Consider the following 15191-nt stretch of genomic DNA (forward strand, 5'->3'; position numbering starts at 1 on the left):
GGCCTACGAAACCAGGTAATGCGGGGCTTCCGCAGCTGATCATGTCGCGGCATCACGCGGCATCACGGTACGGCGCGTTCTACCCGTCGCGCGCGACCGACTCAGTGGGGAGCACGTATTCCTCAGCCAGCTTTGCCAGATGCAGGGGCAACGGCCGAGAGAGCGGCTCGTGATCGTCGTGGAAGCGCAGCTGGTGAGCCAACGCGGCCCACGCCGCGGGCTGGTCCGGGCGGACATCGTCTCGCCCGGCGTCCGCAAGCGCCTTCTCGGACAGACAGCCGACGACAGTCAGCTCCAAGTACCGGGGGTTCCAGGCGGTCTTCGCTGGCCCAGTCGGCCAGTCCGGATGCGGGCCCAGCTTCAGCAGGCCGCGTTTGATGGTCTTCGCGCTGCTCGACGAGTCCGCCGTGCTTACGAACACGCGGTTGTCCGTGTCTCGACCTGGCGCTGCCCACAGCCCGGCGGCGAAACCGACCCGGTCGTCGCCGGGTGCGTACCACTGCGGCACCTCGTCACGGCCGTTGCTGTCGCGGGTCAACACGAACCGCAGATCAGGTCCGTAGACAGTGAGTCGTTGAACGTCCGTCCCACCAAAACCGAGCATGTCACGGACCAGCGAGTCGTTTCTGAGCCACGGCCAAGAGCGGCGCAGATTTCCGGCGTTCGCGAGCAGCAACGTGGGCCGATCGCGGGCCTGATAGAGCACGGATCTGACGAGCCGCTCGGTTTCTTCGCGGTCATATGCGGTGACCGTGGGTCGAGTGCCGACAACGTCGCTGCAATCCGCCGATGCCTCGAAAGGTCCTGTGACCAGGTCGGCGTCCCGTCCGAGGTCGAGCAGCAGCTCAGGGTAGGGTACCCATTCCTTGCGGGTGTCGTGCCATCCACGCACTGGGTGTGCGATGTCGCCTGGACGAACGCGAAGGGCGATCAGCTGGTTCCTGGAACGCCTGGTCGGCCCGTCGGCACGGCGACGCACCACCCAGATAGCCAGGTACTGGAGATCGCCGGGGAGAGCGTCACCAATTCGGTGTTGGGGAATGGTGATCGCTCCGAGCTGGCGGAACCCGTCGAGCCATGCCGATCTCGCCCGGGTGTTGATCCCGACCGCTGTGTCGTCCGGTATCTGGATGAACTGAGTGAGCCGAGCCGTGTCGGCGAGACCGAGGCGCAGCGCGAACTTCGGGTCCGAGTCAGGCTCGCTGCTGAATCGGCCCTCGCCGGCCAGCTCGACGATTGCGAGGCCGACCCGTCCTGTCAGTGCGTCGAAGCGGGTGGCCACCGCGGAGCGGCGAGCCCGAATCGCCTCGCCCAGCGCGGTGGCACGGGACTGCTTGTCACGACGTGAGATCTCAAGAGCCGAGCCGATCGCCCCGAGCTCCGCTGTCCGGAGGTGAACCCGCAGCTCGCCGACCTGCCAGTGCTGCGCGGGGCCCTCGGTGACGACATCCGCGGGCAAGCCCAGCAGGTCGCGCAGACTGTTGATCAGTCCGTCCCGGGTTTCTGGGTACTGCCAGGCGATGTCGACATCCAACGGTTGACCATCGAGGCTGGCGAGCAGTGCCTCTCGACGTGCCTGGGTCTCCTGCTGCTTGCGCGCGTTCTCCTTCGGCGCGTTCCCGGCGAGGCCGCGCGGCAGCAGCGCCGGCTTGTTGCCGTTGAATCCCCGCGTCAGAGCGGGTACTGGCCGAAACAGCGGCCGCAAGCCCTCCTCGACCCAGGCATCAAGCCGGGCTCGCTCCGCCGGCATGAGACCGGGGCCGACCGCGTGTGTGCCCATCGCCGTGCTGTGGATGATCCCGGCGCTGATCCGGCCCTGACCATGAATCCAGCGCAGCGGCGCCTCCCGCACCTCCGCTGCCCGGGGATAGGTCTGGACGATGTCGAGTTCGGACAGCACGTCGATCGAGGCGCGCCCGCGCCAGTCGACCTGGCCAAGGCGAGAGCTGAACGCCATCGTGTTGGCGATCAGCCGCGGCGTCGATGCGCCGACATCCTGCATCCAGGGCAGCTCGGCCTTGAAGAGCACGGTTGCCTGCCGTCCCTGCGGAAGGAAGACGGGCGTGCCGGTTGCCCAACGCCGGATTCCGGTCGTGAAATGGAGGCGGAAGTTCGGTGCGAAAGGAACCGTGCGCAGGGCGATGGTGACGACCGCGGAGTAGAACCAGGACCGGCCGGACCGTTTGTAGGCGAAAGGTGGCCAGGAGACCAGCTCGGCGGACTGGTTGCCGACGACGACACGGAAGTCGATCTTCCGTCCGAGCCCGTCGGAGTGGAAGGGGCGCGCGGCGAGGCGAGCCGCGATGACCTCGGGGAGGAGGGCGTAGAGCCGTGGCGACGGCCGTGCGGTTCCGCCGGCGGAAACCTCCGACGTGGTCAGATCCACCGCCTCGACGGTCCACTCCGGGATGGCTTCGTGCACAGACGTCAGCACCCGCGCCATCGCCTCGTCGTGTTCAGGCTCCGGCCGTAGGGTCATCGCCCACGAGGTGACCAGCGGGGTGAGGACATCCAGCGGCGTTCCCTCCCGGGCATAAACCCAGGGCACGCTCTCGTCAGAAGCCGCGCCGCGGCCGGTAGCGACGACCCCGGGAGCTGCCGCGCGCAGGAGCTCGTTGAGCTTCCTGACAGGAAGGTTCGCGGGCGCGTCACGGTTCGGCCGGCCAGCCTGATAAATCTCCGTGAGTTCGGTCCGCCACGCTGCGGCGAAGGTGAGGACCTGATAGTCCTCGACCCAGGGACCGGCGGCGGGATCGGGTTCATAGGCGGTCGGCCGGATCAACGGGTACACGTGGACTCCCTCGCAGCAGCCTGGTGAAGGCATCGGTCAAGCGCGTCCCACAGGGGCTTGTACATCGCCTGAACGATGTGACGATCGTGGGCGGGCACGTCGGTGTCGGTATCGGTGGAGAAGTAGGGCCGCAGGACGTGGCGCATGCTGTGCAGCAGGGACGTCTCAGGTGTGTCCTGGTCCGCTGCTCCGGCCGCCAGGCGCGGGGCGAAAGCCGCGTCGACGAAGATCACCCGCGCCGGTACCCCGCCGCGCAGCAGCCTGCCGATGACCTGCCAGACCAGCACGAGGATGTCCCAGGTCACGGTGTCGCGGTCGGCGCCGAGCCGGCTCCAGGCGGTGCTGCGCTCCAGCAGCCTGTACCACTGGGACCGTGCCTGACGTCGTACCTCGCGCGCGCCGGCGTCCAGACTGGGGGCGTCGCGCACCCAGATGTCGAACTCCCCGCCGTCGATCGCCCGGACGATCCAGTCGTTGATCGCGTGGACGGCCAGCCCGAGATCGTCGGGGTGCGGATTTGGTCGGACGAGGAAGTAGACCGACCCGATGGCGGCCACCTTCCGGTCCACGTCGAGGATGTTGTGCCCACGCTCGACGGCCAGCAGCGGCGCCACCAGCACCTGCGACGGTGTCTGCGCGAGCCGGTCGACATCGCCGCGGCGCAGGACCGCCGCGCGCTGCGCATCCTCCGGGTCCGACAGCGCCTCGACGCCGTCGTCATCCGATATCAGGCGGGTGACGCCGCGTTTCCAACGGTCGCTCAGTTCATAGAGGGTGTCAGCGACGAGAGCCGCTTCCTCGTAGCTACCGACCAACAGCAGGATGTGGCGTCTCTCCTGGGGTAGCGCCAGAAGCTCCTCCTCCAGCAGGCTCGGCTGCTCGTCCCGTGACCCGCCCAGCCCTACCGCGATCTCCCGCAGAATCGACGCGCGCCGATCGTCCCCGGCTCCGGACACCTGCGCCGGCTGGCTGCCGGTCCTGACGAACTCCACCCGCATGTCACTTTTCTCGGCGATACGAGCTATCTCTTCAGACGGCGGCTCGATGATGACGCCGACCGGAAACGCCAGGTGGTAGCGGCTGGACAAGCCTGCCCAGCTGCTGCCCGACATCAACAGGACGTTGGTGTTCGGGTGCCCGTCCACCTCGGCCAGGCCGGGCATCGCCCGGAGAAGCTCCCGGCCCACTCCGCTGCACCTGAAGTATCTGAGCTCACCGCTGTGAACGCCGCCGTTGTCGTGGCCGCGGACGATGAACTGAAATCCGAGTACGTTGCCCATCGGGGCCTCCGGTACCACCGGGCCGTAGTCGGGCGGACGCTGGTACATCTCGTTGAACCCGAGGTTGAGCGCGGCCTCGACCCTCGGCCACATCGTGTTCATGAGGGACAACGTTGGCTCGAGCGCGGCGAGGAGAAGCATGAACTCGAACTGGCGCGCGCGTTCGGCCAGCCATTCGTCCGGGTCCTGCGGCCGACATCGCCCTTTCGCTCCTTTACCGGCTGTCGCCGTCTTGGCGTGCTCCTGCCGGCGCTGCTCCAGCTCGGGGGCCAGGTCGAACAGCTGCGTCACCATGGCCAGGAGGCGGGCTCGGGTGCGCCTCTGCCGGTTGGTGTGCAGCAGCTCGAGGAGGAGGCCGACCAGGTCGTCGACGCGGTTTCCCGGGCGGTCGCCGAAGGGGTTGTCCCGAAATTCGTCGAGCCGGTCGGTCAGCGCGTGTCGTGCCGCGGCGGCCGCAGGATCGACGTCTTCGGCCAGATCGCTGGTCCTGGCCGGGTAGCGTTTCTCGATCAGGCGGAGCTGGAGGGCCCAGGCGTTGAAGTGCCCGGTCTTCACCCATTGCCGCAGCTGATGGTCGCTGACCAGCATCGCGTACAGGCGGTCGGTCGCAGCGGTGGCGGTATTGATCGCTGCCGTCCAGTTCTCGACGTCGCGATCGGACAGCTGGGTGCGCTCGCCGCGAACCAGCTCACGGATCTTGCGCGTATTGACCTCGTCAAGCAGCGAGGTGCCACCGGCTCCGCCGACGAGCGTGACCGCCGGTGCGAACATGTCGTCCAGCGCCAGCTGGACCCGGTCCGCCTCGTCGATGATGATCAGATCGCTGCGTCGGCACACCAGTTCCAGATAGCGAACCCGCTCGCCGTTCTGCGACCACGGGACACGGCTGTCGACGAGGCTCGCCGGGCTGGCGACCCAGATGCGAGCCTCCACCAGGTCCCGGGCTCCCTGATGCCGCGGGCACGCGGACCAGTACGGGCAGCCTCGGCGCCGTTCGCTCCACCGTGGCTCATCCCCGGGCTGGCCGTCGCGTGGGCCGGATCCCCGGTACGGGAGACGCAGCCGGTCACACGGCGCATCGGAGAAGTCCGGAACATCCTCGTCGTCAGGACGCAGCGCGTTGAGGGCGCAGCACGTGCTCAGGTACCGGAAGCCGGGGTCGTCGTGGGCGAGCAGGTTGTGGTTTCGCCGGCCGGCCAGCCTGCGGTGCAGCCGTTGCGCATGCTGCTGCCGGCTGGAGATGCCCAGAATCGGGGCGGCAGCACCGTCGATGTAGCTGTTGTAGAGCTGGACCAGTTTGAGGATCTCGGCGACGTCCCCCACCACGACCGTCACACGTCGCTCCCGCTTGCCGGCCAGTTGGACCGTCATCACGTCGCGCAGCGTGCTCTTGCCGGCCCCGACGATGCCGAGAAGGTGTTGGACTCGCGCGACCGTGAACTCCTCCGCGCGGGCGAAACCGTCGCCGACGCTGGTGAACAGCTGGATGCGCTTCAGCCGCCCGACCCAGTCCTGGGTCTTCCCGTCACCCCGGTCGGCGTCGCGTTTGTCCATCATCGCCGCGGTGTCCAGCAGACTCGCCCAGGTGAATGTCAGCGCCGCCCCACCGCCGGCGGGGTGGAGATCCAGGTCATAACCGGTCGGGGCCGGGAGCCCGGACGTGTCCGGCAGCCGGACGGTGGTGAAGGTACGCCCGACGGGAAAGCCGTGCGTCCCTGCGGCCGCGGTGGGCAGTGGCTTCCCCTCGAACGGCGGCGCCTGCCGCAACAGCCGGTCGTAGTTGTCCCATCGCCACGGCGCCATCGAGAGGTCGCGCCGGAGCGCGGGGTGGTCGGGATCGGGCACATCGAAGGCCCGCGCCACGCGATCGAACTGCTGGTAGGTCTCCAGAGCATCGCGCCAGGTGGTGCGTCGACGTAGTGTCCACAGCGTGTGGCGGGCGACCCGCGTCATGAGTTCGTCCGCGTCGCCGGTCACGGCGCCCCGCGCCCGTGCGAATGGGTACCCGCTGAACAGCGCCCAGGCCTCGCCCGCGTTCGCGCTCGGCATCAGCCTGGCCTGTAGGTACAGGCCGATCTCGACGTCGCACAGCAGCTTGATCTGTGTGTTCGTCAGTGTCGTCGAGGCGCCGAGGAGGTCGGTCAGGTGCCTGAGCACCGCTGAGGTGCTACGCATCGTGTTTCCTTTCCGGCCAGGCGGCGGCACCGCTCGCCATGGCGATCAGCTCCACGTCGGTCACGAGGGATACCTGGAGTCCAGGGGGAAGCGCCTGCTCGAAGGCGTTCCGGTAGTCAGAGCGCGCCCGCGTGACGTACTCGGGCACGACCGCCAGGGACGTGGGCCCCGCACTGACGCGTGCGGCCAGGAGCGCGGGCTCGACGCGGTCATGCACCCGCAGCGTCCACAGCCGACCGCCCGGGAGGCGGAGCTGTAGCGAGCCCTGCGTGCCTTCCAGCAGGGCGGTGTCGGCGCCCAGCTGCCCCAGCCGCGCGCGCACGTCCCGTTCCGTCCGGCCGGGCAGCGCCAGAAAGCGCCGCAATGACGGGATCAGGAGCTGGGCACCAGCGGCGGGGTGACGCTCCAGGGCTACGTCGCGTGGGCAGAGTTCGCCCTCACACCAGACGTCGCCCTGTCCCAGCCGCCGCGCGGGAAGCCGGCAGATCGGGCAGACGAAGAACTCGCCGTCTTCGACGTATACCTGCGGGATCGGGCCGTACAGGTGACGAACTCGGCGCCAGGCCAACGCTGCGGCCGGATCCGTCGCTCGCATTCTGATGGCCGCCGCGCTCGTCACGAGAACCCGCTGGATGAGGAATTCCCGGCAGGTCTCGAAGAACGTCAAGGAGGGCACCGCGGTCTCCAGGTTGGCCAGCAGCGCGAGGGCGTGTTGCTCCACGACGCCAGCGGGCCCGTCCGAGGCAACCTCGGCACACATCCGCGTGGTCATCCGCGCCCGCGCGTCGACCAGCGACGCGCCGAGACCGACGAATCCTGCCGGCAGGCCGAAAGGCCAGTCCGCGCAGACTCGCTTCGTACACCATCGGACAAGGTCTGGCACGCCTGACGGAGGTGCTTCTCCCTGGTTCAGACAGCGCAGCACGACCTGGTCCAACGCGCGCTGCACGCCGCTCGGATAGGGCAGCGCGAAGGACTCCAGCCGGTCAGCCGCCGCCAGCTCGATCATGGCACGAGCGAGCATGCGAAACAGCTCGACGTCGTCTGGACGAGCGGTGCCGTCCGCGGTCACGCGACATTCCCGGCGATGGGCACGCGGGCGGAACACCAGCGCGCGACCTCACAGCTCCCGCATTCCACCCCGGGGGACGCGGCGAACTCGTCGTCGGTATGCCAGCGTTGCAGCTGCCGCGCAAGCACCTGCCGTGCCGCGGCCCGGGTGCCTGCCGTGAACGGGTCGAACGTCATGAGATCGACTCCGCTGGGCCGGAGGACCTCCAGCTCGACGCGCCCTCGCCCGCCGCCGAGCGCGCCCCGGCCGACCAGCTCCACGGCCAAAGCCAGCTGCGGGTAGTCGGTCAGCGGGTCGCTGGACCAACTGCGGTCGCGGGCCGACGTCTTGGTCTCCCGCCACACCCACACCCCGTGGTCGCGATAGAGCAGGTCGGGCTTGGCGAGCACGACCACATCCGCGGCGGGATCGTCGAAGACGAGGTCGGGCTCGACCTGAAGGTCGTCGTCACCGTGCGTCTGCCGTAACGGACACACCTCGGCGTGGTGACGCAGGAGCCGGGCGCCGAGGTCCCGGTCCGCCATGGGCAGCTTGTACTGGTCGGCCGTCCAGTTCCCTGGTATGTGGGGAACGCAGGGTGTGTGCGGCCGCGCCTCATGGCGGCGCTCCAGGTAGCTGTGCACGGCACGGCCACGCTCCGCTGCCGCCGAGCGTTCGACCGTGAGGTCCACGGGCAGGTGGTGGCGCCGCAGGTGTTCTCGGGCCGGGCAAGCGCGATAGGCGCGGCCATTGGTCGCCGACCAGGTCCGGCGTGGGCGGCTTCGGTCGTCGAGGCCGAGGAGACCGGGCTGCCTGGGTAGCGCCGGGCAGACCGGGGCATACGAGCAGTCCGCGCAGGCCGACCCCGGTCGGAACTCCTGGCCTTCGACGAGGTCACCCAGGGCCTCCTGGCCGTGGTGGCGGTACAGCTCGACCGCGGCCTCCCTGGTCCCGTCGAACAGCGTCTCCGCCCGTCCTTCGAGCAGGCCGCAGCGCACGACCCGGACCCGCTGGGGGACTGGTCCTGGACCGCCCGCGGCGAGGACGAACGCGGCCACCGCGACCTCGGTATCCGTTCGCGCTCGGCCACGCAGGTGATTGGCGACCAAGCGCAGCTCGCGGGTGGCCCCGTCGGCGGACCTGTAGCACCGGCCCCACACGGTGATCTCATAGGTGGTCGCGCCGCGCTTGTCCGGGGCGGCCAGGCGGCTGCGGTAGGTCCAGCGTCGCCGCACCGCGAGCATGGGCTGGCCCCCGTCGTCGGAGAACGCCTGGCCGTACATGGCGAGGGCGTGCGCCGTCCACTGCCGGAGCCCGTCGTGAAAGGGCCGGGCGGTGTTACATGCCACCCGGGCGTCAAGCTCGCACAGCGCGTCCTGCACCGAGCGGTCCGCATGCTCGATCAGGTCCATCGCCGCCATGAACGGCCCGTTGGTGAACTGTTCCAGAACCTCCCGCTTGCGGGGGGCCGCTACCGTTGGCGAGAGGTTCCGGCGAGCGGACATGGCATCCCGCGCCGGACACCGGTACCGCGCCGGCCCCAGCATGCCTACGGATACTTTGATGACCTCGGAATCTCCAGCCACCCCTTCGGGTGGACGCCACGCTGCCATACCAGCTCACTTTCTAAACGTCGCGACATGTCGAGGTACGGGTCGAGGACCTGAACGGGGAGAGAACTTGATTCGAGTCGGAACAAAGATCGGTGGCCGCTTCATCGTCGACGGAATTCTGGGCGACGGCATGAGTGGCGAGACCTACTCGGCGCGGGACTTGGACCTCGAGCGGCCGGTGGCCGTGAAGATGCAAGGCTCTCGCACCTTCGAGAACACGACCTGGTACAGCCAATCCGCCGCGGACATCGGAAATGAATTTCAGCGCGGACTTTCGCTGTCCGGGCTGCGTGGAATACCAGAGTTCTATACATCAGGTACGCATGCCGGCCGGAGCTATGTGGTCATGCAGCTGATCGACGGGGTCACGCTTGAGGGCTTGATGCGACAGTGCAGGCCCGCCGGCCGTGAAACGGTCACCGCCGTCATCTGCCAGCTCTGCGAGATCCTGGAGCCGGTACATGAAAGGAGGATCGTGCATCGTGACATCAAGCTCGAGAATGTGATGGTAGAGCCCGAGGGTGCTGTGTGGCTTCTGGACTTTGGCACCGCCGTCCCGGCCGATGAGGAGATTGAGGATCCGACTGGAACAGCCGGTTATGCCCCACCCGAGCAGTATGAGGGACAGCCGCTGACGACCAGGGCTGACATCTATGCGCTGGGAGCACTGCTGTTCAGGATGAGCGTCATGCTGCCGCCGTACGCCGAGTCGGGCGGCCGGCCGGACCGGCGGGTGGAGCCGTTCGACCCCGATCGGCTCACGACCATTGATCCCCGCCTGCGTGCCGTCGGCCTGTCGATGATCTCCTGGGACCCCGCGGACCGGCCGGCGACGGTGCGCGAGGTGCGCGAGGCGCTGCATCCACTGCTGCCCGCCGCCGGTTCGCCGCCCAACCCAAAGGCTCCCAGGCCTGATCCGGCCCGGTGGTACCGCGAGCGTGCGCCAATCAGCTGAGAGCGTGAGGCACGGCGCCCTGCCGCCCCTGCTGGGCGCCGAGCGATTCACCGGGCCGAATCGGTTCATCCAAGGTCCGCAAGGCGGGCGGCGGCCTCGTCCGCGGTGGGGTCATCGAGCTCGCGCAGCAGCTGCTCGGCGCGCAGGTAGGCATCCCGTGCCTCTCCGATTCGGCCGGTCCCGACCAGGAGCTCGCCAAGATCGACGAGAGTTCTGGCCTCCCGTGATCTGTAGGTCAGGCTCCGATACCGGTCCGCCGCGTTTCCCAGGTTTGTGATGGCCAGCGCGTGCTCACCCTTCGCCGCATGGGCCTTGCCGAGGCTGGCCAGCGCGTTCGCGGTTCCGTTGAGGTCCGAGGTTGCCTCGAAGAGCTGCACGGCCTCGCCACAGTGGCGCAGCGCCCCGTCGTAGTCACCGAGGTCGTGGCGGGCGCATCCCAACCCGTTGCGGGCACCGGCCTCGCCGACGACATTGCCTGTGTTCTGGAATCCCGCCAGAGCCTGCTCGAATAGCTCTATCGCTGCCTGGGGCTTGCCGCTGTCGTGGTGGAGCACGGCAAGGCCGTGCCGGGCGCGGGCGACACCGAGAGCGTCGCCCGCCAGTTCGCTCAGCATGACCGCGCGATGGAGATTTCCCTTGGCTTTCTCGATCTTCCCCAGCCCACGCCGCGAACCCGCGATCATCCGGTTGACCATCGCCTGCTCCGTCGGTCCGGCCACTTTCTCAGCCGCGCTGGCGGAGTATCCGAGATACCGCTCGGCGTCGGTGTACCGGCCGCGACGCCACTGGTAGGTGACCAGAGCCATGGACAGCTGCCAGGTGTAGTGGTGGTCGTCCATGTCCTTCGCCTGCAGGACGGCAGCCGTGACGGTGGAGTACTCGTCGTCCAACCACTCCATGGCCTCGGCAAGGGTGGTGGGGCCTGAACCGTCGCCGCTGTCGGCGGCCGTCGGCCGGCCGCCGACAGCGGTGCGCTCCGGGTCGAGAACCCGGTCACAGGCCCGGGTCCAGCGCAGGAGATAACCGAACGCGAGCTCGACGGTGCGCATCCGTTCCGCCGGGTCCATCTCCTCCGCGAGCTCGGTTGCGTAATCGCGGATGAGGTCGTGATAAGCGAACCGGCCAAACTCGGGTTCCTGCAGGAGATGCGCGGCGAGGAGCTCTTCGATGACGCCTCTCGTCACCTCGACCCGGTCATCGGCAAGCACCTCCACAGCGTCCTGGCTGATCGTTGGTCCCGGATGTATCGCCAAGCGCTGGAACATTCGCTTCGCCCCCGGCGACAGCACCTCATAGGACATTCCGAAAGCCGCTCGGACGCTGAGGATGTCGCGGTGCTGAAGAGAGTTCAGGCGTGCCGTCTTGGAACGCAGCTCGCGAAGAAGCACGCCCAGATAGCTCGGCTCGGGTGGGCGGGCCCGAGCCCTTGCCGCGACGATGGTCAGTGCCAGCGGCAGCCCGCCGCACACCTCAGCGATCTCGTTGAGATAGGGACCACCCGGCCGTGCCTGCCGCTTGTCGAGGTCGGCTGCCAGAAAGGCCGTGGCAGCACTCGGCGTGAGCGGACCGACAGTCATGACCCGCGCTCCCTCATGTGCCTCGAGGCTGTCTAGGCGGCCTCGGCTGATGACGATCGCGGCGCATGTCCCGGCGCCGGGCAACAGCGGGCGGACGTGGTTCGCGTCCCGCGCGTTGTCCAGAACGACCAAGATCGCACGGTCGGCGACGCTGGAGCGATACGTCGCGATCATCCCGTCCAGGGTCGGCGTCGCGGGACGTACCCCGAGATCGCCGAGGAAACGTGCCAGGGTCTGCTCCGGGTTCTCCGGCCCGACCGACCCGAAGCCGTTGAGGTCGGCATAGAGAACCCCGTCTGGGAAGGCGTCCTTCAGAGACGTCGCGCAGGACAGGGCCAGCTGCGTCTTCCCCACGCCGGGCATTCCGGTGAGTACTGCCAGCCGCGCGGTACCCGTTCCTGGCGCAAGCAGGATCTCGGACAGTTCCGCCAGCTGCGCCTCTCGGCCGACGATGCGCGGGTGGTGTGCCGGCAGCTGCCGGGGAAGGAGCCGTCGGCCGGATCCGGCGGCGGGCACCTCAAAGAGACCGCGCTCGTCGATCCCCCGTTGGCAGATCGACAGCAGCTCGTCGCTCCGCTGGCCGTGCTCCCGCTCCCACCGCTCGTAGAAGATCCCGGCGAGCCGTGTCTCACCCCGCCCGCCCAAGCCGCGGCAGACAGTCTCGAACAGTTCGTCGTCCCCCGGCCAGCGCATTTCGGCCCGGCGGGCCTCCCGAAGGACTTCATCGAGGTCGCAGACATCGAACATCGAACGGAGGTACTCAAGGTATGCCTCTTTTAGCTCCTTGGTCAGCCTTGCCTTCTCGACGCTCAGGTCAATGCCCGGAAAATCCTCGAGGAGGCCGTCCCCCCATTCATCCAGAGCCGCGCGCAGACTCTCGACTCGCGTTCTCCCGGACTGCTCTCGTGCCGCCGACAACCCGTCGACGAAGCGAAGATAGTCCACACTGTTCCGAGCTATCTTGATCTCGCACAGGCTCCTCTTGTTACGGTCCGGCATGACGCCGGGCAGGATCTTGCGTAGCTTCGAACAGCAGAATCTGATGTTTTCCGAATTCCATTGACGCTGCGGCCAGAGGCGGCTGGCCACGTACGCGTGTGACCCACGCTGATTCGGGGCCAGTAGCAGCACGGCGAGCAGCGCCCGGACCTGTACCGACTCGATCTCGACTGGCTCGTCGTCCCGATAGACGCTGAACTCCCCCAGCACGCGGAATCTCATCTTCCCCCTTCGGTAGCCAGTGGATCTGGCCCGCCTCGGCCGGCCAACACAATCCTGCCATTCGCGTCCAGAGGGCGGCTCACGTTTCGCTCACGTTCGCGTGCGAACCCGCGCTGACCACGTGGCTAGACTCTGCGATGTCCCGGTTGGTCGCCTTCTTGGCGCAGCTTGAGAAGGCTCTAAACACAGCCAGTAATTTTCGAGATAGTTCGATTACGGGGAGTAGCTGATGTCGAGGCGTCGCAAGACCACCACGTTCCCTCCGCACCGGAAGCGCGGAGGCCGCAGGACCACGGAGACGCAGCCGATTTCCCCGGCCCAGCCCACCCGCGAACGCCCTGTGCAGGACCGGCCGGTCCCCGCGAAGGGACGCGTCTAGTGGTCGTCTAGTGGCTAGCGCCGCTCGACGCCCGTCGCCACTCAGGCATACGGCGTAGCAGGCCTCGGCTAGGAGCCGGTGCTCGGCAGCTAATTGCAAACGCAGAGTATGCTCCCCGCCGTGCCGCGGGGAGCATACTCGCATCCGGCGATTCCAGTCAGGTCACCATAGGTAGCCCGCTGTTGACTGGCCCGGAGTTCTCTTCGATCTGGCTATGGGTTCCGCTGCGGAGTTGCGCGACGAGTCGGCGGGTGGCGGAAGCACCGGCTGCCGCGTCACGTCCGGAGGTGTAACGGAACGAGGGCTCTGGGGACGGCTCGCCCGACCGGGATGCGACCGGATTGGCCCTGGCGGGCACGGCGCGGAGTTTCGTGATGTCCCACGACCAGACGGTGTTCGGTTGTTCGGCGACGAGTTCGGGTTTGCCGTGGGCGGGATGGTGGCCTGGCGGCGGCGTTCCCCGGTCTCGCCGCGCTCGGCGAGAATCCGGTGCATCGTGCGGGAGACGCCAGATGGATCCCCTCGTCCAGCAGCGACGCCCAGACCTGGTCCGGGGAGGCATCCACGAACCGCTCCGAGTGCAGCACCTCCAACACCCGGGCCCGCTCCTCGGCGATCAGGGCCGCGGGCTGGCGGCGCTGCTTGTGTGGGATGGGTTCCGGCCGCGGAGGCGCCGGGCTTTTCCGGTGGATCCTTAACCTTGTTGCCCTGATCGACATCGTGCGGGTGTTCCCGCGAGATCCGCCACGGCCACTACGACGAGCAGGGGCTGGAACCATGGAGCGACGACTCGACTCCCGCGGCTTCATGAACCGGTTCCTGGATGGCCCGAAGAAGACGGTAATTAGACCCTGGAAAATCCACCCCATCGGGGTGCTGTTCAACCCGTAGCCGCCGCGAGGAAGCAGCAAATACCGGCGATATCGACATCACGTCAATGATGCGTCGCGGAGATTCAAACATCAAGCGAAACAACCGCACGATGGTCGTTTTGCTCAGTATCTCCTCTGTTGGGAGCTACACCTACTCTGACAGAGTTGCTATTCAAGAAATCCGAACGCCGGTAGTGACCGTCAGGATTGGGTTCGAGAATCACCAGGGGCCCGACATCTCCCTGCGTTCCTGCCGCGCCGTCCAGAAGCCCCCTGAGTTGCTGGCGAGTGTAGAGCTCTCGACCGCCGAAAAGCTCCCGACCGTCGCGGATGTCAAGGACGACGGCGGGCAGGCGAATCAACTGCGGCCAGTGATCCCGACCGCACCGGTCGAGAGTCGACCAGAAGTTTCGCCAGCGGATCACCTCCGGATCGGCTGCTTCACGTCCCCATCTCGGTTCGGATGTGCCGGCGAAACGTACCAGCGGCCGCCGCTCACCTCGTTTCTCCGAACCGTGCAGTGCAAGCTCCTTACTCAGAACGTTAGCCACCTGCTCGGTGGTCATCACGACCATCCAGTTGGCGAACCACAATTCCTTACTCCTGCTGTATCCGAGTTCGGAGACGGCAAGGCCTGCCATGGCGGCAGCCTCGCCGAGATCTCCGGGCCAATCGGCACCCGGCCGGGGGAAGGCGTAGAACGGTTGCTTTCCCAGCGGTAGACGCTGATACTCCCAGAGCTGTCCGAGGTCGACCTCCACCTCGTGGACGCCGCGACGGACGACTTCAGTGGTCTTCAGCTCGATCTGTACGATCTTGCCGGCTCTTGACGGTAGCCGACCGAACTGGATGTCCTCCCCCCTCGCGGGCCACCAGAGGGCGGCCTTCGATCTGTACCGGTATGTGATGTACTGGCTCGCCCAGTGTTCCAGCGTCTTTTCCGGTACAGATCGGGTCACATACTCACGATATAGGCAGATCGATGGGTCCACCTCGGTCGATGAGGTCAACTGCTTTTGGACAGGGCGCCTGGCGGGCGGCGGCGATGATCGCCATGCCAGTCGGGGTGAGCCGCTCGAAGGCGAGATCCCGGGAGGACGGGATACCGCTCCGGCGTTGGAACTGGTCGGGCCGGCGACAGCCGCTGACGGGCACGCCGGGTTCGTCGACCTGGGGGTTATTCCCGATCCACTCGGCCAGCGCGGCGTGAGATTGGGCGGTGCTCGTCACGAGACCTCAAGATAGTCGCCGTCACATGCGGGTAGCGCCTCAGCCAG

General features: G+C 67.6%; 8 protein-coding genes. 1 reads left to right on the top strand and 7 read right to left on the bottom strand.

Going from position 1 to position 15191, the window contains the following annotated elements:
- Positions 1-79: 79 nt before the first annotated feature.
- The 4 genes from E0504_RS40150 to E0504_RS40165 are packed head-to-tail and all read right to left on the bottom strand — an operon-like array spanning position 80 to position 8802.
- On the bottom strand, positions 80-2791 hold the full coding sequence (locus tag E0504_RS40150; protein ID WP_165938762.1) for a pPIWI_RE module domain-containing protein: 2712 nt from the start codon (positions 2789-2791) through the stop codon (positions 80-82).
- Positions 2779-6246, bottom strand: coding sequence for a hypothetical protein (locus tag E0504_RS40155; protein WP_131626946.1), 3468 nt, complete (start codon positions 6244-6246; stop codon positions 2779-2781). The genes E0504_RS40150 and E0504_RS40155 overlap by 13 nt, the downstream gene beginning before the upstream one ends.
- On the bottom strand, positions 6239-7270 hold the full coding sequence (locus E0504_RS40160; protein WP_306769316.1) for a hypothetical protein: 1032 nt from the start codon (positions 7268-7270) through the stop codon (positions 6239-6241). The genes E0504_RS40155 and E0504_RS40160 overlap by 8 nt, the downstream gene beginning before the upstream one ends.
- Positions 7271-7314: 44 nt before the next feature.
- A complete protein-coding gene (locus E0504_RS40165) occupies positions 7315-8802 on the bottom strand; it encodes a PD-(D/E)XK nuclease family protein (RefSeq protein WP_207974663.1) in 1488 nt (495 codons plus the stop codon).
- 175 nt (positions 8803-8977) lie between these two features.
- Between E0504_RS40165 and E0504_RS40170 the strand changes: the two genes are divergently transcribed.
- Positions 8978-9865, top strand: a complete 888-nt coding sequence (locus E0504_RS40170) for a serine/threonine-protein kinase (RefSeq protein ID WP_165938763.1) — start codon at positions 8978-8980, stop codon at positions 9863-9865.
- A 65-nt stretch (positions 9866-9930) separates the two neighbouring features.
- Here E0504_RS40170 and E0504_RS40175 read toward each other — a convergent pair whose 3' ends face one another.
- The 3 genes from E0504_RS40175 to E0504_RS51555 all read right to left on the bottom strand — a co-directional run bounded on the left by E0504_RS40175 (position 9931) and on the right by E0504_RS51555 (position 15144).
- The gene (locus tag E0504_RS40175; RefSeq protein WP_131626950.1) at positions 9931-12663 is read right to left on the bottom strand and encodes a tetratricopeptide repeat protein; all 2733 of its coding nucleotides are present in this window, start codon (positions 12661-12663) and stop codon (positions 9931-9933) included.
- A gap of 1334 nt (positions 12664-13997) precedes the next feature.
- Entirely contained in the window at positions 13998-14873 is an 876-nt protein-coding gene (locus tag E0504_RS40185) for a hypothetical protein (RefSeq protein ID WP_131626951.1), read from the bottom strand.
- A gap of 4 nt (positions 14874-14877) precedes the next feature.
- Complete coding sequence (locus E0504_RS51555) at positions 14878-15144, bottom strand: hypothetical protein (protein WP_131626952.1); 267 nt, start codon at positions 15142-15144, stop codon at positions 14878-14880.
- Positions 15145-15191: the final 47 nt, after the last annotated feature.

Source organism: Parafrankia sp. BMG5.11 (genome assembly GCF_004337455.1).

What these genes read in the sequence shown, in the direction of transcription:
- E0504_RS40155 (WP_131626946.1), bottom strand. Translation starts at nt 6,246, where the DNA reads ATGCGTAGCACCTCAGCGGTGCTCAGGCACCTGACCGACCTCCTCGGC.
- E0504_RS40160 (WP_306769316.1), bottom strand. Translation starts at nt 7,270, where the DNA reads ATGCTCGCTCGTGCCATGATCGAGCTGGCGGCGGCTGACCGGCTGGAG.
- E0504_RS40165 (WP_207974663.1), bottom strand. Translation starts at nt 8,802, where the DNA reads ATGTCCGCTCGCCGGAACCTCTCGCCAACGGTAGCGGCCCCCCGCAAG.
- E0504_RS40175 (WP_131626950.1), bottom strand. Translation starts at nt 12,663, where the DNA reads ATGAGATTCCGCGTGCTGGGGGAGTTCAGCGTCTATCGGGACGACGAG.